This window comes from Dactylosporangium sp. NPDC049525, from assembly GCF_040676755.1.
Classification (GTDB): domain Bacteria; phylum Actinomycetota; class Actinomycetes; order Mycobacteriales; family Micromonosporaceae; genus Dactylosporangium.
Genome location: NZ_JBFAPO010000058.1, coordinates 1 through 23,291 on the forward strand (window position 1 = coordinate 1; position 23,291 = coordinate 23,291).

The following is a 23,291-nucleotide window of genomic DNA, read 5'->3' on the forward strand; positions in this document are numbered from 1 at the left end:
CGGGCCAGCTGCGCGACCCACGGCAGCGGCGGGTGGTCGAGGGCCCGGATCTCCTGGAACAGGCCGGCCGGCAGAGCAGCACCCGGCCGCGGCCGGAGGGCCCGCCGCGGGCCGGCGCCACCGGTGGTTGCTCGCGCCGGGTCGGCTCCGCTTCCGTCGCGTGCCCGACCGGCTCCGGTGCCGTCGCGGGCGGGGCCGGTCGCGCGTCCATCGCGCGCCGCGCCGCGACGGCGAGCGCGGCACTGGAGGGCCACCGCGCCGCCGGGTCCTTGGCCAGCGCCCGTTCGACGACCTCCCGCACGCCGGACGGCACGTCCTGCGGCAGCGGCGGCACCTCGTCGTGCGCGTGTCGCAGCGCGATCTGCAGGAAGCTCTCCCCCACGAACGGCAGCCGCCCCGCCAGGCACCGGTAGGCGACGACCCCGAGGGAGTAGATGTCGGACTGGGCGGTCGCCGGCTGCCCGTCCGCCCGTTCGGGCGCGATGTAGGAGGCCGTGCCCAGCAGCAGCCCGGCCGAGGTCTGATGGGTCGCCGCGGCCGAACGCGCGATGCCGAAGTCGGTGAGCACCGTGCTGCCGTCGGGGCGGATCAGCAGGTTGCCGGGCTTGATGTCGCGGTGCGTCACGCCCTTCTCGTGCGCGGCGTGCAGCGCGTCGGCCGCCTCCGCGACCAGCCGCATCGTCGCCTCGGCGGTCAGCCGCTCGACCCGGTCCAGGGTGCGCGCGAGGGACTCGCCCTCGATGTACTTCATCACCAGGTACACGCCGGTGGCCGGGTCGTCGCCGAAGTCGTACACGTCCACCACGCCGGGGTGGCTGATCGTGGCCATGGTGCGCGCCTCGGCCCAGAACCGCTCGACGAAGGCCGACTCGCCCGACGGGCTCCGCAGCAGCTTGACCGCCACCGTGCGCCCCAGCACCCGGTCGTGTCCCTGCCACACGTCACCCATGCCGCCGCTGGCGATGTGCTGCCCGATCTCGTACCGCCCAGCCAGCACCGTTCCCGCGCCGATCAACGCGCCCCCTTCGCAGGCCGGACCAATGCTCAAGGTGCACGCTGAGCCGCAAAGTCATGATTATGGGACGGTCGCCGCCTGTCTTGGGACAGCCCAACGGCCGAATTCATACAACACTTCGCCGGACAACGGCAACGCTCGGGGGTCAGGCCGTCGACATGATGCGGGCGACGTTGTCCGGGGCGAAGTACTCCGGGAGCGGGGTGCTGCCCTGCATCGCGCCGAAGAAGCGGGTGCTCTCCGCCGGTGACGCGGCGATCGCCGCGAACAGCGCCGCCATCTGCGGAGTCGGTGGCTCCATCGAGGCGAGGTCGCGGGTGAGGTGCAGCGCCGGGAGGAAACGCTCGTCGCGGCGGCGCTGGTAGTCGGCGAGGGCGGCGTCCAGCGACGACGGTGACGGCAGGCCCGCGTGGATCGCGGCGGCGAGCAGGGACGCGGAGACGAACGCGTCGGTGATGCCGGACGCGGTGCACGGGTCCTTGTGGTAGCCGGCGTCGCCGACCAGGGCCCAGCCGGGGCCGTGCGAGGTGCGGAAGAAGTTGGGCACGTCGGCGGTGCCGCGGAAGCGTTCGACCCGCTCCCCCGCCGCGACCCGGCCGGCGAGGCCCGGCACGCGGGCGACGGCGGCGAGGAAGTTGCCCTCGATGTCGGCGCGGAAGGCGTGGAACTCGGCGGCCGGGCAGGCGACGAAGACGCAGGCGAGGTCGTCGTTGGTCGGGAAGACCACCACGGCGCGGTCGCCGAGCTGGTAGATCTCCGCGCCCGGGCCGGAGACACCGCGGTAGTACGTGTAGTAGCAGGCGGTCGCGGAGGGGGTCGCGTCGTACAGCGCGGCGCCGGTCTCGCGGGCGACGACGGAGTGCAGGCCGTCCGCGCCGACGACGACCGGCGCGGACGCCTCGAACTGGGCGCCCTCGACGCCGGTGACCCGGCCGGCGGCGTCGCGCAGCAGGCCGGTGACCGTGGTGGACTCGCGGACCGTCACGCCGGCGGCGGCCGCGGCGTCGAGCAGGATCTTGTCCAGGACGGTGCGGCGCACGCAGTAGGGGTGGGCCGCGCCGTCGACCGCCGGTGGCGGGCCGCTGATGACGAACGGGCCGAAGTCCATCGTGAACCCGTCCAGCGCGGGCGCGCCCGATGCGGCGACCTGCTCGAACAGGCCCCACTGCCGCAGCATGGCCATCGCCGGTACGTGCAGCAGATGCGTGGACACCACGTCACTGGGGAACGTGGCCCGGTCGAGCAGCAGCACGCGGTGCCCGTGGCGGGCCAGGAGCATGGCGGTCGGCGAGCCGGCCACCCTGGCCCCGACCACGATCACATCGAAGTCCATGTCCGAGACCGTACACAACCGGGTTATGCCGTGAGCTGTTCGGCCACCGCGGCGAGCAGGTCGGCGCCGGTGAACGGCTTCTCCACCAGGTGGACGCCGGGGTCGAGGATGCCGTTGCTGGTGAGGACCGGCTGGGCATAGCCGGACATGAACAGCACCCTGGTGTCCGGGCGGGCGTGCTGGAGGCGTTCGGCGAGGACCCGGCCGAGCATGCCGGGCATGACGACGTCGCTGAGCAGCAGGTCGATCGGGCCGTCGTGGGCGGCCGCGACCTGGAGGGCGTCGGCACCGTCGGAGGCGGCGAGCACGGTGTACCCGCCGCGGCCGAGGATGCGGGTGGTCACCTCGCGCAGCGCCTCCTCGTCCTCGGCGACGAGCACCGTCTGCCCCGTGGCGGCGGGGAGGTCCGGGCAGGTGGTTGCGCCGGTGGTGAGCGGCTTGGCGTCGCTGGCCGGCAGCAGGATGGTGACGGTGGTGCCGAGGCCGGGCTCGGAGTAGAGCCGCACGGTGCCGCCGGCCTGCACGACGATGCCGTACACGGTGGCCAGGCCCAGGCCCGTGCCGGCGCCGCTGGGTTTGGTCGTGAAGAACGGCTCGAACGCCTTGTCCTGCACGTCGCGGGGCATGCCGGTGCCGGTGTCGGAGACGCGCAGCCGCACGTACAGGCCGGGCTTGAAGCCGTCGCGGGTCATGGAGTGCTCGTCGTCGACGGTGACGGTGCCGGTGTCGATGGTGAGCCGGCCGCCCTCGGGCATCGCGTCGCGGGCGTTGACGGCGAGGTTGACGAGGACCTGTTCGAGCTGGCCGGGGTCGGCGACGACGGATGGGAGGCGCTCGGACAGCGCCGTGCTGAGCGCGATGTGCTCGCCGATGGAGCGGGTGAGCATCTGCTCGACCTCGGTGATGACCCGGTTGACGTCCAGTGGCACCGGCCGGATCACCTCCCGCCGGGCGAACGCGAGCAGCTGGTGGGTGAGGTCGCTGCCGCGCTGGCCGGCCCGCAGGATCTGCTTGGCGTCCTCGGCGAACGGGGTGCCGGCGCCGTCCTCGACGATGAACTCGGCGTAGTTGAGGATGACGGCGAGCAGGTTGTTGAAGTCGTGCGCGACGCCGCCGGCGAGCTGGCCGAGGCTTTCCAGGCGCTGGGTGCGCTGCAGCCGGACCTCGTCCATCTGCCGGTCCGCCTCGGCCCGCAGCCGCTCCTGTTCGGCGCGGGCGGCGATGCGTTCGGTGACGTCGCGGATGCCGGCGAGGGAGATGACGCCCTCGTCGGTGCGCAGGACGCTGCGGGTGATGTCGACCGGGACGAGCGTGCCGTCGCGGTGCCGGGCGGCGGGGCCGGACCAGCCGTCGGCGCGGGCGCCGTCGGGCAGCAGGCGCCGCACCGGCATGTCGAGCAGGTCGTAGCGGGGGTAGCCGAACAGCCGCTCCGCCTGGCTGTTGACCAGTGCGACCCGGTTGCTCTCGTCGACCCCGATGAGCGCGTCGGGCCCGGCGTCGATGACGGCCTGCATCTGCGCCTCGGCGCGTTCCCGTTCGCTGATGTCGCGGGTGGTGCTGGTGACGCCGATCGTGCGGCCGTCGGGTGCGGCCAGCGGCGACACCAGCATCGACACGGTGAAGACGGTGCCGTCGGCGCGCTGGCGCAGCGTCCGGTACGGGTCGACGCGACCGCCCGCCGCGACGATCGCGCGGATCTCGGCCTCGTCGGCGCGCCGGGACGGCGGGATGATCTGGTCCTTCGACCGGCCGAGCATCTCCCCGGCCGTGTAGCCGTAGAGCCGTTCGGCGCCCGGGTTCCACGACAGCACGAGCCCGTCGAGGTCGGTGGAGACGATCGCGTCGTGTGAGGACTGCACGATCGAGGCGAGCAGCGACCGGGCCCGGTCCGCGCCGGTGTGCCCGCTGAGGTCGTGCAGGACGGCGAAGATGTGCCCCTCGACGACCGAGAGCGTGACCTCGGCGGAGAACGGGGTCCCGTCCCGGCGGACCGCCTTCAGCGGCTGCCCCTGCCGCTTGTCGGGGTGGGTGGCGCCGAGGTAGGCGCGCACCCGGTCGATCATCGGCGGCACCGCCGGTGGCACGAGCACGTTGACGGACGCGCCGACGAGGTTGTCGGCGCCGAACATCGCCCGCGCGGCGCCGTTGGCGAACACGATCCCGCCGTCGCCGTCACACACCACGATCGCGTCCGGCGCCACCTCCAGCAGGCCGCTCGCGAGCGTCTCCGTCCATTGCACCTGACCGCCCCCGCACGTCTGCCCCTGCACCCAGAGTAAGGTGACAAAAACGGACAGTTGGCAAGTTTCGGAAAGCGGTGGGATGAGCGTAGACCCGAACCGCCCTAGTGCCGCCCGTATTTATGACCGCTTCCTCGGCGGCAGCCACAACTTCGCGGTCGACCGGGAGGTCGCGGAACGGGCAATCGCCCTGGTCCCGGACCTGCCGCAGGTGGCCCGGGACAACCGGACGTTCCTGCGCCGCGCCGTACGGTTCGCGGCGTCCCGAGGGGTGCGCCAGTTCATCGACATCGGCTCCGGCATCCCGACCGAGGGCAACGTCCACGAGGCCGCCCGCGCCGCCGACCCGGACGCCCGGGTCGTCTACGTCGACGTCGACCCGACCGCGGTCATCCACTCGCGGCAGATCCTCGGCGACGACCCCCGCACCGTGCTCCTGCAGGCCGACCTACATCAGGCCGAGCGCATCCTCGGCGACCCGTCGGTGCGCGCGCTGGTCGACTTCGACCGGCCGGTCTGCCTATTGTTGGTCGCGATGCTGCACTTCATCCCGGACTCGCCGGAGCTGCACGCGGCCCTGCGCCGCTACCGGGACGCCGTCGCCCCGGGCAGCCTCCTCGCGGTCTCACACGGCACCACCGGCTCCCGCGCCGACCGGCTCGAGGAGCTCGCCGACCTGTACGTGCGGACCGGCACGCCGCTGGTGCTGCGCGACCGGGCCGCGATCCTCGGCCTGTTCGACGGCTGGGAGCTGCTCGACCCGGGCCTGGTCCACCTGCCGCTGTGGCACCCCGAGCCGGGCGACCCGCCGGTCGAGGACCCGGGCGCCTACGCTGCCCTCTGCGCGGTCGGTGTCCGCACGTGATCTCCGGGCCGGACCTCGACATTCACCGGGTGGCGCTCACCGGGTACTGCTATCGCATGCTGGGCTCCCCCTTCGACGCCGAGGACGCGGTGCAGGAGACCATGCTGCGGGCGTGGCGCGCCGCCGCCCGGTTCGACGAGCGCCGCGGCAGCCTGCGGACCTGGCTGTTCACGATCGCCACGAACGTGTGCACGGACGTGCTGCGCGCCGCCGGCCGCCGCGCCCTGGCCGTCGACCTCGCCCCGGCCGGCACCGTCGGCGGCGACTTCGGGGCGCCGCTGCCGGAGTCCGCGTTCGTCGGGCCGATCCCGGACGCCCGGGTCCTGCCGGCCGATGGCGACCCGGCGGAGCTCGCCGTGCAGCGGGAGACGATCCGGCTCGCGTTCGTCGCGGCGCTGCAGGTGCTGCCGCCGAAGCAGCGCGCGGTGCTGATCCTGCGTGAGGTCCTGGCGTGGTCGGCGGCGGAGGTCGCCACACTGCTGGAGATCTCGGTCCCGTCGGTCAACAGCGCCCTGCAACGCGCCCGCGCCACCCTGCCGTCCGTCCCTGCGCAGCGGCGGCCCGGCCACGGCGAGCTCGACCAGGACCTGCTGGACCGGTATGTCCACGCGTTCACCAACCACGACATCGACACGCTGGTGTCGCTGCTGCACGAGGACGCGACGATGTCGATGCCGCCGTTCTCGTGGTGGCTGTCCGGCCGCGACGCGATCGCGGCGACGATGCGCGCCTCCGACGCCTGCCGCGGCGACGTGCTGCTCCAGGTGCGGGCCAACGGCGGGCCGGCGTTCGGCCAGTACCGCGACGGCAAGCCCTTCGCGCTGCTGCTGCTCACCGGCGGGCCGCTCGTCACGTCGTCGGTCGCGTTCCTGGGCCGCGCGGACCTGTTCCCGCTGTTCGACCTGCCGGCGAGCCTGGTTCACTCGGCCTGATCCAGCGCGCGGGCGAGGGCGGCATACGCGGTCTCGGCCTCGGCTCGCACGGCGGCGCGCACGGCGGCGGGGTCGTCGCCGGCGCGCATCCGGTCCCGGATCTGCGCGTGCAGGGCCCGGTCCACGCCGGCCAGCACGGCGGCCCGCCACCGCGCGCCGCCGAGGGCCTCCGCCAGGGCCTCCTCCGCGCGTTGCGAGAGCAGGCGGGCCCTCGCCTGCAGCGCCGCCGAGTCCTCGACGACCTGCCAGAACGCGCCCACGTCCGGGCTCAGGCCGAGGGTCGGCTCGCCGCGGTCGAGCTCGTCGAGGAACAGCCGCCGCACCGCCGCGACCGGCGACTCCCCCGGCCGGCGGTCCCGCACCGCATCCGCGAGACGCCGCACGACCTCGTCCTGCCGGTCGAAGAACAGGTCCTCCTTGGTCGGGAAGTAGTTGAACGCGGTGTTCACCGAGACCCGGGCCGCGTCGGCCACCTCCGCGACCGTGACCCGGTCGAACCCCTTGGCCAGGAACAGGGCGAGTGCCGCGTCCGCGATCGCCGTCCTGGTCGCCGCCTTCTTCTCCGCCCGCAATGCCACGCCGACAATCATAGCGTCACATCAAATTTGGCGTCACACCAAGTTTCGTCGTACCGTGGCCGCATGTTGCACTTCGGGATCTATCCGGGCGGCCTCGGCGCCGACCTGGACGGCGTGGTCACGCCCGGGCCGCCGGAGGACGCGGCGCGCATCGACGAGCGGCTCGATGACCTGCGACCGCAGCTCGTCCGCGGTTACCTGCACTACAGCGACGCCCTCGGCGGGCACCTGGAGGCGCCGCCGCGACCGGCCCGGCACGCCACCGGCGCCCGGCGGCTCGACCTGGTGGCCTGCTTCCACGAGCCCGGCGACGACCTGACCGGATGGCTGGCGTTCCTGCGCGGGCTGGTCCGCGAGCACGGCGACACCCTCGCCACGCTGCAGGTCGGCGAGGAGGCCAACCACGACGGCCCCGGCGGCGACGGCGGGTTCCCGCAGGTCCGGCGGGCGATCGTGGAGGGCGTCCTGGCGGCCCGCGACGAGGCGGACCGGCTCGGCGTCGACGTGCTGGTCGGCTGCAACTCCACGCCCGTCTTCGACCCGGCGCAGGAGTTCTGGACCGGCCTGGGCCGCCTCGGCGGGCGCGAGTTCACCGACGCCCTCGGCTATGTCGGCCTGGACTTCTTTCCCGACGTGTTCCGGCCGGTACCGGTGGACGCCTTCGACGGTGCCGTGGCGGCGGTGCTGCGCGGGTTCCGCGAGCACAGTCTGGCCGCGGCGGGCATCGCGGCGACGACCCCGATCCACGTGACCGAGCACGGCTGGGCGACCGGCCCGAGCCGCTCACCCGACCGACAGGCCGACGTCCTGGAGACCGTGGTGCGCACCGTCGACGCGCTGTCCGGGCCGTTGCACGTCACCACGTATGAGCACTTCTCGCTGCGGGACGCCGACTCGGACAATCCGGACGTGATGTTCCAGTTCGGCCTGGTCCGCTCCGACTACACGCCGAAGCCCGCGTTCGCCCGCTTCCGCTCGCTGATCGGTCAGCTCGGGCCCGGGTCGTGACACACAACGGCCCGCGCTGTGGCGAGCGCGGGCCGTTGCTGCGAAAGGGTTCTGCTTGTTTACGGCGACTCGCCGAGCGTGACCGTGACCTGCTGTTCGGCGCCGTTGCGCGTGATGGTCATCGTGACCTTGTCGCCGACCTTGGCGGCCTGGATGGCGTTGATGAGGTCGGTCGCGCCGTTGATCTGCGTGTTGCCGATCTTCGTCACCAGGTCGCCGGTCTTGATGCCGGCCTTGTCCGCCGGGCCCGCGGCCACGACCCCGCCGATCAGGGCGCCGTTCTGGCCGTCGCCGAGCTGCACCCCGAGGTACGGGTGGCTGACCTTCCCGCCCTTCGCCAGCTCGTCGGCGGCGGCGCGGGCCCGGTTCGCGGAGATCGCGAAGCCGACGCCGATGTTGCCGTTGCTGTCCTGCCCGGCGGTGAGGATCGCGGTGTTGATGCCGACGACCTCGCCGGCCAGGTTCACCAGCGCGCCACCGGAGTTGCCCGGGTTGATCGCCGCGTCGGTCTGGATCGCGTCGGCGATCGACTTCGCGCCCTGCTCCCCCGTGCTGATCGTGCGGTGCAGCGCGCTGACGATGCCCGCCGTCACCGAACCCTGCAGCCCGAGCGGGCTGCCGACGGCCAGCACGGTGTCGCCGACCCGCAGCGCGTCGCTGTCGCCGAACTTCGCCGCGGTCAGCCCCGACACGTTCTGCGCCTTGATGACCGCGATGTCCCCGGCCGGGTCCGTGCCCACGACGGTGGCGGTGGCGGTCTTGCCGGTGCTGAACGTGACCGTCAGCTTGGTCGCGCCGGCCACCACGTGGTTGTTGGTGATGATGGTGCCGTCGGTGCTCATGATGACCCCGGAGCCCTCACCCTCCTGGGTCGTGATGTCCACGACGCTCGGCAGCACCGCCTCGGCGACCGCCCCGACCGAGCCCCGCTCCAGGTTCGGCGCGGCGTTGCGGGTGATGACCGTGGTCGGCGCGGCGCTGTCGTCGGCGAAGTTGGTCGCGACGAGGCCCCCACCGAACGCCGACACCACCGCGATCACGACGCCCGCCACGATGAGCCCGACGATCCGCCCACCACGCACGGGCTGCTGGCCGCCGTATCCGGGCTGCCCGTTGTGGCCAGGCTGCCCGTTGTACCCCGGCTGGCCGTTGTAGCCGGGCTGCCCGTTGTACCCGGGCTGGCCCGACACCGGGTAGCCGAGCGGGCCGCCGGAGCCCGGCTGGCCGTTGTATGCGTGCTGTCCGCCGTGGTACCCGGGCTGAGCGCTCACGGGCTGCTGCTGCCCGGGCGGGCCGACGGCGGGGAACGCCGCCGTGGTCGAGCCGAGGCCGGGTGCCCCCGTGGTCGGGAACGCACCGGTCCGGTGCGTCATCGGGCTGGTCGGCCAGGTCTGCGCGCCCGGCGCGGCCCGCCCCGGCTCCGCGCCAGCCGGGCCGACCGGCCCGACCGGGCTGGTCGGCAGCGCCGCCGTGCGGGCGCCGGCGACGTGCTGCGGGTGACCCGGCAGCGGCGTGGTCGAGGCGCCGGATGCTCCCTGGAGCCCGGATGCTCCCTGGAGCGTCGGCGGGAACGGCCCCGTGCGCGGCTCGGTGACGTCGGCGCCGGCCGGCTTCGCCCAGACGGGAGCGGGTGACGACCCCGGCTCCGGCTGCGCGGCGGCGGGCGAGGACGGGAGGTCAGAGGTCCCCGGCGAGCCGTTCGCCCCCGGCGGCTGCCCGGGCGTCGCGGGTCGTGCGGCGGTGGGCGGTGCGCTCCACTGGCGGTCCTCGTCACTCATGATGTCCACCTTGCACAACGCACCTCCGCCCAAACTGGACTTCGCCTGGGAACTCGCCGTGAGCCTTGTGATCATCCCAATCTAGGGCAGACCCTTGAGGCTCCTGCCGGCTTTGACCGGCCAGACCTCGGCGAACGTGACCCCGCGCTCGGCCGCCAGCGCCTCGACCAGTCTCCCCGAACAGAACGCGGGGCCGGTGGCAAGCTGCGGAACCCGGAACGCGGTGACCTCCGCAAGGCCCGCGCCGCTGAACGCGTATCGCGTCGCGTACATGATCCTGCCGCTGTCGAACCGCACGACGCAGGACCGCTCCTCGTCCAGCAGCTCCCTGACGTGCGGCACGAACATCCAGAACTCGCCGTCGTCGCTGGGCAGCTCCGCGAATTCACCGTCGGCGCCCACGAGCGGCTCGACCTGCCGTCGCACCTCCGCCGTCATCGCCAGCACCGCCGAGGACAGCCACAGCAGCCCGGACTGCCGCAGCCGGCGGCGCCGCTCGTCCGCCTTGACCACCTGAACCCGGATCCGCGGCAACGGGCCTCCCGGCGCCTGCCGCCCGAGGTCGACCAGCGCCCGCCGGTCCTCGGCGGTGGCACCTTGCAGCCACTCGTGCACCTCCGACCCGACCGGTTCGTACACCCGATGTGGCTCCACCGCCACGCCTCCGTTCCGCCCCGGCGAGGGTACCGGCGGCACCGCCTACGCTGTGCCGGTGCTGATCGACTGGCCGGGGGTCCGGGCACGGGTGCTCAGGCTGACCCCGGCCGATCACACCTGGCGGGAGCTCGAAGCGCCCCTCACACCGGCCGAGCTGGACGCCGTGCAGCGCCAGCTCGGCGTCGAACTTCCGGCGGACTACCAGCAGTTCCTGCTGCACGTCGGCCGCGGCGGCCCCGGGCCGTTCTCCGGCGTCCTCCCGGTCGAGCACGTGGACGGCGAGTGGCGGTGGCGGGTCGACCAGGACTACGACCCGAACGACCTGACCAACCTGGCGAAGCCCTTCCCGCTGCGCGCCTCGGACTGGCGCGTCGCGGAGGACATCGAGAACGACTGCCCCGACCCGTTCACGTTCGAGCCGCGCAACGACTACCACGACGAGTGGGAGCGGTGGCATGACCGGCACGAGACCACGATGTTCAACCCCCGCCGCACCCACGGGGCGCTCTACATCTGCCACGAGGGCGATGGGCTCGGGGAGTGGCTGATCGTCACCGGCCCGGAACGCGGCAACATCTGGCTCGACCACCGCGTCGACGGCCGCGGCATGACCCCGGCGTGGTTACCGCACCACCGCCGGGTCACCTTCGGGCAGTGGTACCTGCATTGGCTCGGGACCGCCGAGGGGGGTCGGACCGGCGATCGGTCGGGCGGGCCGCGCCGGGCCGGGTGATGGCGTACGGTCGGGCGGCATGACCGACTTCGTGATCCGACCCGTCGGCTGGGTCGAGTCGCCGCTGCTCGACCGGGCCGGTGCGCCGAAGCAGAGTGATGAGGGTGCCCCCGACGCCTGGCTCCGGTTCACCGCAGACGTCGAGCCGGCGCTGCGGGACCTGACCGCCGGCACCGAGGTGCTGCTGCTCACCTGGCTCGACCGCGCCGACCGCGACACCTTGACGGTGCACCCGCGCGGCGACCTGAGCCGCCCGGCGACCGGCGTGTTCAGCACCCGCTCCCCTGACCGACCGAACCCGGTCGGCCTGCACCGGGTGACGGTCCTCGCCGTCGACGGCACCCGCGTCCACGTCCGCGCCCTGGAGGCGCTGGACGGCACGCCGATCATCGACGTCAAACCTGTTCTCGACCCGGTGGCCGATCGCTGATCCGGGGCGCAACGCAACGCCCCGCCGGTCGCGAACGGCCGGCGGGGCGAACTGGGTTGCGGGAGCGCGGTTACGCGGTCCAGTCCGGGCGCAGCGGGTAGGACGAGTCACCCAGGCGGGTGGTCTTCGTGGCGAGGATCTGGTGCAGCTGGATCTGGTTGCGTTCGAAGGCGAACCGGGAGCCCGCCATGTACAGCCCCCACACCCGTGCCGTGCCGACGCCGACCTCGTCGACGCAGGCGTCCCAGTGCTCGACGAGGTTGCGGTTCCACCCGGCGAGGGTGTGCGTGTAGTGCATCCGCAGGTTCTCCTCGTGCTGCACCTCGAACGCCGCGTCGTGCACCGCGGAGACGAGCTTGCCGGGGCTGGCGAGCTCGCCGTCGGGGAAGACGTAGCGGTCGATGAAGGCGCCGGTCTTGTGCGAGGTGCGGTTGTCGGCGCGGGTGATGCAGTGGTTGAGCAGCCGGCCACCGGGCTTGAGCCGGTCGCGCAGCGTCTTGAAGTACTTCGGGTAGTTGCGCAGCCCGATGTGCTCGGTGAGGCCGATGGAGCTGATCGCGTCGAAGTGCTCCAGCGGCGCGTCGCGGTAGTCCAGGTGGCGGACCTCGGCGAGGTGGGAGAGCCCCTCGCGTTCGATCGCCGCCTGCGCCCACGAGGCCTGCTCGCGGGACAGCGTCACGCCGAGGGCCTTGACGCCGTATTCGCGGGCCGCGTGCCGGACCATGCCGCCCCAGCCGCAGCCGACGTCGAGCAGCCGCATGCCCTGCTTGAGGGCGAGCTTGCCGGCGACCAGGTCGTACTTGTTGGCCTGGGCCTGCTCGAGGGTGTCGCTCGGCGAGCGGAACACCGCGCAGGTGTAGGTCATCGACGGACCGAGGACCTTCTCGTAGAAGGCGTTGGAGACGTCGTAGTGGTGGTGGATGGCCTCGGCGTCGCGGCCGCGGCCGTGGCGCAGGCCCTGGAGGGTGCGCTTCCAGGCGGGGACGTGCTCCTGGGGCGGTGGCGGCGGCGGGCGCAGCCGGTCCCAGCCGAGCCCGCGCACCAGCCGCAGCGCGTCGGCGGGTGACGGCAGCCGCAGCTGCAGGCCGCCGTCGATGCCCTTGAGGGCCTCGTAGGGGTCGCCGGGGTGCACGCCGCGGACCTCGAGGTCGCCGGTCACGTAGGCGCGGGCCATGCCGAGGTCACCGGGGGCGGTGAGCAGGTAGGACAGCCCGCGTTCGGAGGCGACGTGCAGGCCGATCGCCGCCGTGGCGGGTCCGACGGCGCTGCCGTCGTATCCGGTGATGCGCACGGTGGGCTCACCGGTGGTGACGGCGCGGACGATGTCCGCGACGGTAGGCATCGGCGGCCGCTGCCGCGGCGCCGAGGAACGCTTGTTGGTGATGGTCATCGTCGCCCCACTACCTTGTCGTAGAGGTCGGTCAGTCTGTGGTCGGGGTCGTAGCGGTCCTTCGCGGCGCGGTACGCGGCGGCACCGTAGAGCCGGTCGAAGGTCTCGCGGTCGTAGTACGCGTCGGAGTACAGCGACTTGTGGCCGCCGAACTCGGACACCTTTGCTTCGATGGCCCGGTTGACGTCACCGTCGGCGGCGCCGGGCACGATCGGGACGGTGCCCCAGAACCCGACGTTCACGTAGGGCTCGCCCGCGTGCATCGGATAGAGGGGCCAGGCGGTGCCGGAGCGTAGCCGCAGCGGGCACAGCCAGATCGGCGCCATCGGCACGTTCTCGGCGAACCAGTGCAGGAACTTGCCGGTCAGGGCCAGTGGCAGCTCCACGTCCTGCACCACCCGCTCCCGGTCGGGGTTGCCCCGCAGCCGGTCGATCCGGGCCGCGACACCATACCGGTTCTCCAGCCGCACGATGCGGTGGTAGACGTCGCTGCGGCGCAGCCTGGTCGGCCACAGCCGCCGCAGGAGCGGCTGCTGCGCGCCGAACGCGGCCGAGCACCAGAACCAGTCGGTGTCCCACCGCCACAGGTAGTCGTAGGCGGTGAGGTGGTCGGTCGCCTTGGACCGCAGCGACTGGTAGTAGATCGACTGCCCGGTGTAGTCGCTCGCCGGGCCGGTGCCGCCGAACTCGCCCAGGACCAGGTAGGACTCCTCCGGCCGGAACATGACGCCGTCCATGACGTCCACGTCCACGCCGTCCCAGCGCCCGGTGCGCATCACCTCGCCGACGGCCTCGAGGAGGTCCTCGACGTCGTCGAAGCGGATGTTGCGCAGCGCGACCTGCGGGGCGATGGGCTGCAGCTCGATCCTCAGCCGGGTGGCGTAGCCCAGGCTGCCGAGCGAGTTGGGGAACGCCGCGAACAGCTCCGCGTGCTCGTTGTCCGGACGGGCGGTGACGATCTCACCCGCGCCGGTGAGGATGTCGAGCTCGATCACCGACTCGTGCGGCAGTCCGTGCCGCCACGAGGTGGCCTCGATGCCGAGGCCGGTGACCGCACCGCCGAGGGTGATGGTGCGCAGCTGCGGCACGACCAGCGGCATCAGTCCGTGCGGCAGGGTCGCGTCGACGAGGTCCTCATACGTGCACATGCCCTGCACGTCGGCGGTGCGCGCGAGGGGGTCGACCTCGATGACGCCGTCGAGGCCGCTCACGTCGAGGCCGGCGGGCCCGGCCGCGGATCTCGGCCGGAACAGGTTGGATGTCTTCTTTGCCAGGCGGACCGGGCTGCCGTCCGGCACCGCCGCATACGAGGCTCGCAGCACGGCCACCGCACGCTCGTGCTCCGGTCTCCCCTTCGGGTTGATCCGTTTCACTCGATCACCTCCTTTCCTGTGAAGGTCCCCGTGACCTTGCACATTCCAGGTGCTCAAGAGTTGAAACTTGCACATTAGGCAAGATCAACCAATGGCGGGTGATCAACCTCACGGCACGCGACGGTAACTTGACTATGCGAGATCTTGCAGTCTCCTGGCGAGAAACCGTCGTTCCGCGTCGGTGCCCACCGTCGACAGTGCCTCGCGGTAGGCCTCCGCCGCCTCCTCCCGCCGCCCGAGCCGGCGCAGCAGGTCCGCCCGGGTCGCCGGCAGCAGGTGGTACCCCTTGAGCAGACCGTCGTCGCGCAGCGCGTCGACGAGCGCCAGGCCGGCCGCCGGCCCGTCGGCCATCGCCACGGCGACCGCCCGGTTGAGCTCCACGACCGGGCCCGGGGTGAGGCGGGTGAGCCGCTCGTACAGCAGGCTGATCTGCCGCCAGTCGGTGTCCTCGGCGCGCGTCGCGGACGCATGGCACGCCGCGATCGCCGCCTGCACCTGATACCGGCCGGCCCGGCGGCGGCGCAGCGCCCGGTCGAGGATCGCCAGGCCCTCCTCGATCCGCGGGCGGTCCCAGGTCGTGCGGTCCTGCGCCTCCAGCGGCACCGGGTCGCCGCCGGCGTCGACGCGGCCGGCGCGGCGCGCCTCGTGCAGCAGCATCAGCGCCAGCAGACCGTGCGCCTCGGGCTCGTCGGGCATCAGCGCGGCCAGGACGCGGCCGAGCCGGATCGCCTCCGCACTGAGGCCGCCCCTGATCAGCGCCTCGCCGGCGGTCGCCGCGTAGCCCTCGTTGAACAGCAGGTACACCACCGCGAGGACCGCCTCGAGCCGCTCCGGCAGCAGGTGCGCGGGCGGCACCCGGAACGGGATCCCGGACCGGCGGATCTTGTTCTTCGCGCGCACCAGGCGCTGCGCCATGGTGCGCTCGGGCACCAGGAACGCCCGCGCGATCTCGGCCGTGCTGAGCCCGGCCAGGCTGCGCAGGGTCAGCGCGACCCGGGTCTCCAGCGACAGGGCCGGATGGCAGCAGGTGAAGATCAGCTCCAGCCGGTCGTCGGGCACGACACCGGGATCGTCCCAAGGGTCAGGGCCAGGGTCGGGGTTCGGGGTCAGCATGGCGGCCTCCCGCAGTTTCTGGGCCTCGACGGCGTCGCGTCGCAGCCGGTCGAGGGCCCGGTTGCGGGCGGTGGTGGTGAGCCACGCACCGGGCCGCCGCGGTACCCCGTCGACGGGCCACCGCACGAGCGCCTGGGCGAAGGCGTCCTGGGCGCACTCCTCGGCGAGGTCCCAGTCGCCGGTGGACCGGATCAGCGCCGCCACGATCCGGCCCCACTCCTCGGCATGGACGGCGGCGAGGACCCCCTCGACCTCGCCGCCGCCGGGACCGGTCACTGCCAGAACGGCCGCACCTCGATCCGTCCGTGGCGGGCCATCGGGTGCTGCGCCGCGACCTCGATCGCCTGGTCGAGGTCGGTGCACTCGATGATGTCGAAGCCCGCCATCTGTTCGCGGGTCTCGGCGTACGGGCCGTCGGTGAGCAGCACCTCGCCGTCGCGGACCTGCACGGTCGTGGCCTCGTCCGGAGACACCACCCGGTTGCCGAACAGCCGGATGCCCCTGTCGTCCATCTCCTTGACCCACGCGACGATGTCGTCGCTGGTCGGATCGTCGCTCGCCGCGCCATCGGCGACGACCAGCATCAGATACCTCACGATCACACCCCTTCCGGTCCGTCCCTGACCCTGTCGTGGTCACGACGAACGGCGGAGCCTCATATCGACAGGCTCTCCGCGGTGGTTTTCACCGCGGCGTCCACCAGCAGCGCCTCGATGCCGCGCAGGTGGGCCTCGACCGCGGCGGCGGGCAGCACCGACGTGTCCGCGAACAGCGTCAGGTCCATGCTGCCGGGCACGGCGTTGACGTGCAGGAAGTAGCGGGCGCCGTAGTGCTCGACCGGTTCCCAGCGCAGCGCCGTCGCCGGCCGCAGCGCCTCGATCGCGGCGCTGGTCACGTCCTCGCCCGCGGCGACCGGGGTCTGCGCGTCGAACCGGCGGTCGTTGAACGACACCGACAGGTCGACCTCGCCGCCCCGGGCCGCGCCGACCGCCGCCACGAGGTCGTCGAGGCCGGCCGGGTCGTACTGGGCGTGCAGGTACGCCTGCAGCGACGCCCGCATCGTCCGGCCGATGACCACCGGCAGGTCCGCGTCGCCGACCTCGATGACGCACAGCCCGTCCTGCGACGCCGGCCCGACCGAGTCGGCCAGCCCGGGCCGGAACCGGTTGCTGACGATCACCTGGAGCACCGCCTCGCCGGCGCCGGTCTGCCGGGCCAGCTGGACGGCGGCCGCGGCGAGGATGACCGCCGAGGTGCTGACCTGCTCCCGGCCGGCCAGCCGCGTGACGGCGAGGTCCCCGGCGGGCGAGCTGAGCGTGGCGGCCCAGAACGGCGGCTCCCCTTCCGGCCGCTCGCCCGCTTCGGGGAACCGTTGCAGCGCAACGCCTTCCAGGTGCCGGGCCCAGTACCGCAGCGCCTTGTCGCTCTGCCGGCGACCGGCAGCGGACTGCTGGTGCAGGGCCTGGTCGTAGGGCTGCCGGTCCTGCGACGCGGCGAGGGGCTCGCCGCGCAGGCACAGCACCACGTCGCGGACCAGGGCGGTCAAGCCGCCGCGGTCGGTGACCAGGTGGCAGATGCCGAACACAGCGTGGGTGACGACGTCGCCGACCCGCACCGCGCCCACCCGCAGCGGCCACTCGCGCGGGTAGTCGTACGCCGGGTCGGTCAGCTCCGCCTGCAGCACCTTCGCCGCCGCTGCGGCGGTGCCGGCCGTCGCGTCGACGACGTGGACCTCGATCGCGCCGGTGGCGGCCAGGACCTGCTGCGGCGCGCCGTCGTCGCCGGCCCGGACCCGGGTGCGCAGCGACTCGTGCCGCTCCACGACCGTGCGGACGGTGTCGGTGATCCGCGACAGGGGCGTGCCGAACGAGATGCCCTCACCCTCGAGGTCGGTCACCCAGCTCATGTTGAGCACCGCGTCGTCCGGGACCATCCGCTGGATCGCCCGCCAGATCGCGACCTGCCCCCAGCTCAGCGCGCTGACTCCGCCCCGGCTGCCGCTGAACTCGACCAGCGTCCGCTCCGTCATCGTTGGAATTCAAGCGCTGCGATTCAACGACTGTCAATATAGGGCCAACCTGACCATCCCCCGCCGATCCCGCCGGTACTGATTGAATGGCGCGGTGAGCAAAGACTGGGTCCGCTGGCACCAGGAGTACGACGCGCAGGGCTCCTCACTGGGCCGGCGGCTCGAGGTCGTGCGGCGGGACCTGCGCCGGGCGCTGGGCACCTCCCCCAGCGAGCCGGACGGGACGCGGCGGCTCATCAGCATCTGCGCCGGCGACGGGCGCGACGTGCTGCCGGTCATCGCCGAGCACGACCGCCGGGTCCGCGCGCTGCTGGTGGAGCTCGACCCGACGCTCGCCCGGCGGGCCCGGGAGACCGCCGACGACCTCGGCCTGTCCAGCGTCGAGATCCGCACCGCCGACGCGGGCGACGCCGGCACCTACCTCGACGTGCGACCCGCGCACATCCTGCTGGCGTGCGGGGTCTTCGGCAACGTCGGCGACGACGACGTGCGGCGCACCGTCGCGGCGCTGCCCACGCTGCTCGTCGCGGGCGGCATCGTGATCTGGACCCGCGCCAGGGCCGACGACGGGTCCGACCCGAGCCAGTGGGTTCGGACGCTGTTCGCCGAGCACGGCTTCACGGAGCTGTCGTTCACCGCCCCCGACGACGCCCGGTTCCGGGTCGGCATGCACCGGCTCGCCGGTGCCGTGCGACACGGCGCGCTCAGCGACCGGCTCTTCACCTTCCGGGCGTCCGGGGCAGGATGAGGCACCGCACGTCCCGGGCAGGATGAGGCACCGCGTTTCACCTGCCCTGGGCGAACCGGCCCGCCGCCGGCAGCGCGACGGTGGGCGCATGACGGTGAAGGACCTGGCCACCCTCACGCCGAGCGGCTACCCGGCGGTGTCGCTGCTGATGCCGACCCACCGTACGTCGCCCGCCAACCAGCAGGACCCGATCCGGCTACGCAACCTCCTCACGGAGACCCGCCGCCGCCTCGAAGCGGACGAGGCGGTGCCGGCGGACGTCGCCGCCGCCGTGTACGACGAGATAGCCGAGGCCGCGGCGCACGTCGACCTGCGGCAGGTGGGCGAGGGGCTGGCGCTGTTCGCGTCGCCCGGGCAGGTGCACGTCCGCCTCCTGGAGAGCCCGGTCAACGAGCGGGTCGTGGTCTCCGACAGCTACGAGATCCGCGACGTCGTCGCCGACGCGGCAAGACGCCACCGGTACTGGGCGCTGGTGCTGTCCGAGCAGCCGACCCGCCTGTGGAGCGGCGACGGCACCACGCTCGTCGAGGTGACCACGCACGGCTTCCCGTTCACGCACGAGGGTCCTGGTGGCGCGCTCGGCCTGCCCCGCGACTACGGCCAGAATCCCAGCGCCCACCGCGACGAACGGCACCGCCAGTTCTTCCGCGACATCGCCACCGCCCTCACCCAGGTCGACGCCCTCGACGCGCGGCCGGTGTTCGTGCTGGGCGTGCAGCGGTACGTGGCGTTCTTCTCCGCCGAGTGGAGCGGCACCATCGCCGGCACGGTCCCCGGCAACTACGACCGTTCGGGCCCGCGCGACCTGCACCGCGTCCTGGCCCCGCACCTCGCCGCGCACCAGGCCTTCGAGCAGATCGCCGCGCTCGAACACCTCGACGTGGCCCGCGGCGCGAACCGCTTCGCCGCCGGGCTGCCGGAGGTGTGGCAACTGGCCCGCCAGGGCCGCGGCGCGCACCTGCTGGTCGAGGAGACCTACCACAGCCCCGCCTGGATCCACGAGGACCACCTGCACCCCGCCGAGCAGCAACCGACCCGCGCCCCCGCCGGCACCCTCGTCGACGACGCTGTCGACGACGTGGTCGAACTCGTCGCCCGACAGGGTGGCGAGGTCACCTTCGTCGGCGACGGCAGCCTCGCCACCGACGGCCGGATCGCCCTGATCCTGCGGTACTGATTCCGGCGGCGGAGCTGGGCGACGAAGGCGGCGGGTCAGAGGCGGAGCTGGGCGACGAAGGCGGCGGCGGACTCCAGGTCGGCCCGGCGCTGCGAGAAGTGGCCGATGAAGGCGAGCTGGAAGCAGGCGCCCAGCAGCAGGCCGGCGATCGCCTCCAGGTCGGCGTCCGGGGTGATCCGGCCGAGGCGCTGTTCGGCGCGCAGGTAGTCGACCAGGCTGTCGTTGGCGCGGTGCGGGCCGAGGTTCTGGGCGCGGAGCTGGTCGCGGTGGGCGTTGAGGATCGCCGGGTCGGAGAAGATCGAGGCGAACATCGGGAAGCCGTCGCGGTAGAAGCCGATCGCGACGGCGGCGAGCTCGGTGAGGGTGTCGCGGACGGCGCCGGTGCCGGCGCGCTCGGACAGGGTCTGCAGCATCGGGATGAACTGCGGGCCGCGCTCGTGCAGGACCGCCACCATGAGGTCGATCTTGTCGCGGAAGTGCTTGTAGAGCGTGGCCTCCGAGTAGCCGGCGGCGCGGGCGATCTCCTTGGTGGTGGAGTTGGCCAGGCCTCGGGTCCGCAGCACCGAGGCGGCGGCGTCCAGGATCACGTCGCGCGTGGCCAAGCCGGCTCCCTTGACAAGTTAGTGAACACTCACCCACCATCATAGGGGTTAGTGAGTGCTCACTTACCAGGGGGATGCCATGAAGTTGACCGTGTTCGGCGCGACGGGCGGGATCGGGCGGCACCTCGTCGAGCAGGGGCTGCGGCTCGGGCACGAGATGACGGCGGTGGTCCGGCGCGAGTTCGACGTGCCGGGCGTGACGGTCGTCCACGCGACCCTGGACGACGCCGCCGCACTCGAGGCGGCTGTCGCGGGCCGGGACGCCGTGCTCACCGCCCTCGGCCAGCGCAAGGGCGGCCCGCCGACCGTGCAGGCCGACGGCGCACGGGCCGCGGTCGCCGCGATGCGGGCGACGGGCGTGCGGCGCATCGTGTCGGTCGACGCCGCCGGCCGGGTCGCCGACCGCGGCGACAGCCTCCTCATGCGCACGGTGGCGAAGCCCATCGTGCAGCGGATCCTGAAGGACAACTTCGACGACCTGGCCGAGGCGGAGCGGGTCCTGCGGGCCAGCGGCCTGGACTGGACGCTGATCAGCCCGCCCCGCCTCACCGACGGCGGCCACCGTCCATATCGGACGGTCATCGACCGCAACGTCCGCGGTGGACGGACGCTGTCCCGCGCCGACGTCGCCGACGCGATGCTCAAGTCGCTCCGCGACGACGCCCACATCCACCGCCGCGTCAACATCGCCTACTGACAAGCTTGCGGCCCGGATCCGACGGGCATCGGATCCGGGCCGGACGCTCGCGGTCGCCCCAAGGAGGCCAGGCGGCCGCGACCGTCACCGCATGCCCGGGAAGTCCCTCGTCAACCCGGGCACTCCCGGTGCGGTCAGCTCACGCCGAGGCTGCCGAAGTCCACCATGCCGTAGTACTGGCTGATGAAGACGTTGGTGAGCCGCGGGTTGCGGTAGTTGAGTGCCTTGTCGTAGGTGAACGGCACGAGCACCGCCTCGTCCATGACGATCTTGTTGATCTGGCCCCAGATGGCGGCGGCCTTCTTCGGGTCCGACTCGGCCTTCGCCTGGTCGATGAGGCTGTTGACCTCGGCGTTGTTGAGCTCGGAGAAGTTGTTGTTGCCACTGGGCAGGATCAGCCGGCCGTCCACGAGCACCGCCAGGAAGCCCGACGCGGTCGGGAAGTCCGCACCCCAGCCGGCCATCATCAGGCCGTAGCCCTTCGACTGCGTGTTCGACGGCGCGCCGATGGTGGAGCGGAAGTACAGCGAGGCGTCGCTCGGGTCGAGCCGGGCGTTGATGCCGACGTTCTTCAGCGCGGCCTGCAGCGCCTCCGCGGTCTTCGGCTCCTTGCCCGAGTTGCGGGTCGCCAGCACGGTGTCGAAGCCGTTGGGCTTGCCGCACGCGGCGAGCTCCTCCTTGGCCTTGTCGACCTGCGGCTTGCCCGACTTGGTGTTGAACGGGTCGAGGTTCGGGTCGTGGCCGGCGATGTTCGGCGGCAGCATGTTGGTGGCGATGTCGCCGCCGGCGTCCGGGCCGCCACGGGCCGTCTGCATCGCGATCTTGTCCGTCGCGTACTGCACGGCCTTGCGGCAGTGGATGTTGTCGAACGGCGCGATCTTCGTGTTGATGGCGAAGTAGCGGATGAAGCCGGTGGTCGGCGCGTCCGCGTTCTTCTTCACGTCCGGGTTGAGCAGGACCTTCGCCTGCGAACCCTGCTGGACGCCGGTCTGCGCCAGGTCCAGGTCGACCTCACCGGCGATGAGCTGGTTGTCGATCTCCTCGACGGCGGTGCCGAACGTGACCTCGATGCGGTCGGGCAGCGCCTTGCGGATCGTGTCGGTCTTCGGGTCCCACTGGTCGTTGCGCACGAGGACGGCCTTCTTGCCCTCGTCGTACGACTCGAACTTGTACGGGCCGGAGGAGACCGGGTGGTTGGAGTACCGCTCGCCGGTGTCCTTCGCCTTCGGCACGGGGCCGGCACCCGGCATCGCCAGCAGGTATGGGAAGTCGCTCAGCGGCTCCTTGAGCGTGAACACGATGGTGTGGTCGTCGGGGGTCTGCACCGACTTGAGGCCCAGCTTGTCGGGGTCGGTGTCCTTGTACGGTCCCGGATACTTCTGGCCCTGGTCGAGCACGTCGATGAGGTAGCTGGGGCCGCCGGACAGCACGTCGGAGGCGAAGACGCGCTCGACGCCGTACTTGACGTCCTTCGACGTGATGGGCGTGCCGTCCTCGAACTTCAGCCCGTTGCGCAGGGTGAAGGTGTACTTCTTGCCGCCGTCCTCGATCTTCGGCAGGTCGGTGGCCAGGTCAGCGGTCAGCACGAGCCCCTCGTCGCCGGGCTTGGGCTGGTTGGTCAGCAGGGTACGGACGTAGTACCCCTTCATGAAGTTCCAGATGTTCGCGTAATAGGCGCGCACCGGGTCGTAGGAATCGGGGTTGTCGTGGTTGGTGACCTTCAGCGTGCCGCCCTTCTTCTCCGAAGGATTGACCACACCGGTCAGTGCCGCGTTGAACCCGTTGGCACCTTTCTGACTGTTGTCCTTGCTGGTATTGTCGCTGCTTGAGCCGCTGCCACAGGCGGACAGCACAAGCGTCGCGGTGACCGCTCCGGCCACCAGCGCACTCGTTCTGATATTCACGTGTGTAGAACCTTCCCGGATGCCACGACTGTGCGGTCGTGGACGGCGTTTCGGCACGCGGGCAGCACACATCGCCAGGCGTCCACATCGGACCCTCTACTGTGGACGGGCACGGGCATGCACCGCGCCCACCATGTGGGTCGTCGAGTCGTCTGTCGGTGTTGGTCGGCATTGCTGCTCGCATAACGGCGATGTGCGTCGCCGTTCATTGAGCAAAGACTTCGGGCACCGCGAAGCGGTTGCGACCGTTCAGGTCACGCTTTGGTCAAGCACCACTCAACCGAGTGAAGCGATGTTCTGCGACTCCGAGGCGTCCGGTCCGTCGACGGCGAGGAATGCGGTGAGGACCTCGACGGCCACGTCGGGCGCGAGGCGCTTGAGGCTCATCGCCAGGACGTTCGCGTCGTTCCAGAGCCGGGCGCCGCGGGCGATCCACGGGTCCCAGGCGAGCGCGGCCCGCACCCCGGGCACCTTGTTGGCGGCGATCGCCGTGCCGGTGCCGGTCCAGCACATGACGACGCCGAAGTCGGCGCGGCCGTCGACCACCGCGCGGCCGACGGCGGTGCCGAGGTCCGGCCAGGGCGCGCCGGGAACAGCGACGTCCAGCACCTCGTGCTGCTCGGTGAGGTGCCGGACGACGGCTGCGGTGGTCTCGTTGGAATCGTCTGCCGCGAACGCGATACGCACGC

The 23,291-nt window shown here is 72.3% G+C and carries 22 protein-coding genes; 8 read left to right on the forward strand and 14 right to left on the reverse strand.

What is annotated here, in order from left to right; all coding sequences use genetic code 11:
- From AB0K00_RS46445 to AB0K00_RS46455, 3 genes are all read right to left on the reverse strand, one after another.
- A partial coding sequence (locus tag AB0K00_RS46445) for a serine/threonine-protein kinase (RefSeq protein ID WP_363535761.1) occupies positions 1-1,015 on the reverse strand: 1,015 nt, incomplete at its 3' end.
- A 145-nt stretch (positions 1,016-1,160) separates the two neighbouring features.
- A complete protein-coding gene (locus AB0K00_RS46450) occupies positions 1,161-2,348 on the reverse strand; it encodes an NAD(P)/FAD-dependent oxidoreductase (protein ID WP_363535764.1) in 1,188 nt (395 codons plus the stop codon).
- A 23-nt stretch (positions 2,349-2,371) separates the two neighbouring features.
- Positions 2,372-4,618, reverse strand: a complete 2,247-nt coding sequence (locus AB0K00_RS46455) for a PAS domain S-box protein (protein WP_363535768.1) — start codon at positions 4,616-4,618, stop codon at positions 2,372-2,374.
- A gap of 52 nt (positions 4,619-4,670) precedes the next feature.
- On the opposite strand from AB0K00_RS46455, the gene AB0K00_RS46460 reads away from it, so the two are divergent.
- Entirely contained in the window at positions 4,671-5,453 is a 783-nt protein-coding gene (locus AB0K00_RS46460) for an SAM-dependent methyltransferase (RefSeq protein WP_363535771.1), read from the forward strand.
- A complete protein-coding gene (locus tag AB0K00_RS46465; protein ID WP_363535774.1) occupies positions 5,450-6,385 on the forward strand; it encodes a sigma-70 family RNA polymerase sigma factor in 936 nt (311 codons plus the stop codon). Before AB0K00_RS46460 ends, AB0K00_RS46465 begins: the two co-directional genes overlap by 4 nt.
- On the opposite strand, the gene AB0K00_RS46470 is transcribed toward AB0K00_RS46465, so the two are convergent.
- A complete protein-coding gene (locus AB0K00_RS46470; protein WP_363535777.1) occupies positions 6,373-6,963 on the reverse strand; it encodes a helix-turn-helix domain-containing protein in 591 nt (196 codons plus the stop codon). The two genes, AB0K00_RS46465 and AB0K00_RS46470, sit on opposite strands and share 13 nt — an antisense overlap.
- A gap of 63 nt (positions 6,964-7,026) precedes the next feature.
- On the opposite strand from AB0K00_RS46470, the gene AB0K00_RS46475 reads away from it, so the two are divergent.
- A complete protein-coding gene (locus AB0K00_RS46475) occupies positions 7,027-7,971 on the forward strand; it encodes a hypothetical protein (RefSeq protein ID WP_363535780.1) in 945 nt (314 codons plus the stop codon).
- A 59-nt stretch (positions 7,972-8,030) separates the two neighbouring features.
- Here AB0K00_RS46475 and AB0K00_RS46480 read toward each other — a convergent pair whose 3' ends face one another.
- Both AB0K00_RS46480 and AB0K00_RS46485 read right to left on the reverse strand, forming a co-directional pair.
- On the reverse strand, positions 8,031-9,749 hold the full coding sequence (locus AB0K00_RS46480; protein WP_363535783.1) for a trypsin-like peptidase domain-containing protein: 1,719 nt from the start codon (positions 9,747-9,749) through the stop codon (positions 8,031-8,033).
- An 81-nt stretch (positions 9,750-9,830) separates the two neighbouring features.
- Positions 9,831-10,403 (reverse strand): hypothetical protein, encoded by a 573-nt coding sequence (locus AB0K00_RS46485; RefSeq protein WP_363535786.1) that lies wholly within the window; start codon positions 10,401-10,403, stop codon positions 9,831-9,833.
- Positions 10,404-10,461: 58 nt separating this feature from the next.
- On the opposite strand from AB0K00_RS46485, the gene AB0K00_RS46490 reads away from it, so the two are divergent.
- Entirely contained in the window at positions 10,462-11,139 is a 678-nt protein-coding gene (locus tag AB0K00_RS46490) for an SMI1/KNR4 family protein (RefSeq protein WP_363535789.1), read from the forward strand.
- A gap of 19 nt (positions 11,140-11,158) precedes the next feature.
- Positions 11,159-11,569: a tRNA (N6-threonylcarbamoyladenosine(37)-N6)-methyltransferase TrmO gene (gene tsaA, locus AB0K00_RS46495; RefSeq protein ID WP_363535792.1), complete on the forward strand. Its 411-nt coding sequence runs from the start codon at positions 11,159-11,161 to the stop codon at positions 11,567-11,569.
- 70 nt (positions 11,570-11,639) lie between these two features.
- Here the strand turns inward: tsaA and AB0K00_RS46500 are convergent, their stop codons facing one another.
- The 5 genes from AB0K00_RS46500 to AB0K00_RS46520 form a co-directional block, all read right to left on the reverse strand.
- A complete protein-coding gene (locus AB0K00_RS46500; RefSeq protein WP_363535795.1) occupies positions 11,640-12,959 on the reverse strand; it encodes a class I SAM-dependent methyltransferase in 1,320 nt (439 codons plus the stop codon).
- Positions 12,956-14,323 (reverse strand): FAD-binding oxidoreductase, encoded by a 1,368-nt coding sequence (locus AB0K00_RS46505; RefSeq protein WP_363535935.1) that lies wholly within the window; start codon positions 14,321-14,323, stop codon positions 12,956-12,958. Before AB0K00_RS46505 ends, AB0K00_RS46500 begins: the two co-directional genes overlap by 4 nt.
- 141 nt (positions 14,324-14,464) lie before the next feature.
- Complete coding sequence (locus tag AB0K00_RS46510) at positions 14,465-15,721, reverse strand: RNA polymerase sigma factor (protein WP_363535798.1); 1,257 nt, start codon at positions 15,719-15,721, stop codon at positions 14,465-14,467.
- Positions 15,718-16,041, reverse strand: a complete 324-nt coding sequence (locus tag AB0K00_RS46515; RefSeq protein WP_363535801.1) for a YciI family protein — start codon at positions 16,039-16,041, stop codon at positions 15,718-15,720. The genes AB0K00_RS46510 and AB0K00_RS46515 overlap by 4 nt, the downstream gene beginning before the upstream one ends.
- A gap of 59 nt (positions 16,042-16,100) precedes the next feature.
- Entirely contained in the window at positions 16,101-17,474 is a 1,374-nt protein-coding gene (locus tag AB0K00_RS46520; protein ID WP_363535804.1) for a condensation domain-containing protein, read from the reverse strand.
- 94 nt (positions 17,475-17,568) lie between these two features.
- Between AB0K00_RS46520 and AB0K00_RS46525 the strand changes: the two genes are divergently transcribed.
- Together AB0K00_RS46525 and AB0K00_RS46530 are read left to right on the forward strand one after the other, a co-directional pair.
- A complete protein-coding gene (locus AB0K00_RS46525) occupies positions 17,569-18,222 on the forward strand; it encodes a class I SAM-dependent methyltransferase family protein (RefSeq protein ID WP_363535807.1) in 654 nt (217 codons plus the stop codon).
- A gap of 88 nt (positions 18,223-18,310) precedes the next feature.
- Positions 18,311-19,399, forward strand: a complete 1,089-nt coding sequence (locus tag AB0K00_RS46530) for a hypothetical protein (protein WP_363535810.1) — start codon at positions 18,311-18,313, stop codon at positions 19,397-19,399.
- Between the two features lie 35 nt (positions 19,400-19,434).
- Here the strand turns inward: AB0K00_RS46530 and AB0K00_RS46535 are convergent, their stop codons facing one another.
- Positions 19,435-20,001, reverse strand: a complete 567-nt coding sequence (locus tag AB0K00_RS46535) for a helix-turn-helix domain-containing protein (RefSeq protein WP_363535812.1) — start codon at positions 19,999-20,001, stop codon at positions 19,435-19,437.
- Between the two features lie 79 nt (positions 20,002-20,080).
- Here AB0K00_RS46535 and AB0K00_RS46540 point away from each other — a divergent pair, with 79 nt between their 5' ends.
- Positions 20,081-20,698, forward strand: a complete 618-nt coding sequence (locus AB0K00_RS46540; protein ID WP_363535815.1) for an NAD(P)H-binding protein — start codon at positions 20,081-20,083, stop codon at positions 20,696-20,698.
- 134 nt (positions 20,699-20,832) lie between these two features.
- Here the strand turns inward: AB0K00_RS46540 and AB0K00_RS46545 are convergent, their stop codons facing one another.
- Positions 20,833-22,602 (reverse strand): ABC transporter substrate-binding protein, encoded by a 1,770-nt coding sequence (locus AB0K00_RS46545; protein WP_363535818.1) that lies wholly within the window; start codon positions 22,600-22,602, stop codon positions 20,833-20,835.
- Positions 22,603-22,878: 276 nt separating this feature from the next.
- Positions 22,879-23,289, reverse strand: a complete 411-nt coding sequence (locus AB0K00_RS46550) for an RpiB/LacA/LacB family sugar-phosphate isomerase (RefSeq protein ID WP_363535821.1) — start codon at positions 23,287-23,289, stop codon at positions 22,879-22,881.
- Positions 23,290-23,291: the final 2 nt, after the last annotated feature.

Coding starts and splice junctions, on each gene's coding strand:
- AB0K00_RS46460 (WP_363535771.1), top strand. CDS start 4,671: ATGAGCGTAGACCCGAACCGCCCTAGTGCCGCCCGTATTTATGACCGC.
- AB0K00_RS46540 (WP_363535815.1), top strand. CDS start 20,081: ATGAAGTTGACCGTGTTCGGCGCGACGGGCGGGATCGGGCGGCACCTC.
- AB0K00_RS46475 (WP_363535780.1), top strand. CDS start 7,027: ATGTTGCACTTCGGGATCTATCCGGGCGGCCTCGGCGCCGACCTGGAC.
- tsaA (WP_363535792.1), top strand. CDS start 11,159: ATGACCGACTTCGTGATCCGACCCGTCGGCTGGGTCGAGTCGCCGCTG.
- AB0K00_RS46500 (WP_363535795.1), bottom strand. CDS start 12,959: ATGACCATCACCAACAAGCGTTCCTCGGCGCCGCGGCAGCGGCCGCCG.
- AB0K00_RS46450 (WP_363535764.1), bottom strand. CDS start 2,348: ATGGACTTCGATGTGATCGTGGTCGGGGCCAGGGTGGCCGGCTCGCCG.
- AB0K00_RS46530 (WP_363535810.1), top strand. CDS start 18,311: ATGACGGTGAAGGACCTGGCCACCCTCACGCCGAGCGGCTACCCGGCG.
- AB0K00_RS46520 (WP_363535804.1), bottom strand. CDS start 17,474: ATGACGGAGCGGACGCTGGTCGAGTTCAGCGGCAGCCGGGGCGGAGTC.
- AB0K00_RS46480 (WP_363535783.1), bottom strand. CDS start 9,749: ATGAGTGACGAGGACCGCCAGTGGAGCGCACCGCCCACCGCCGCACGA.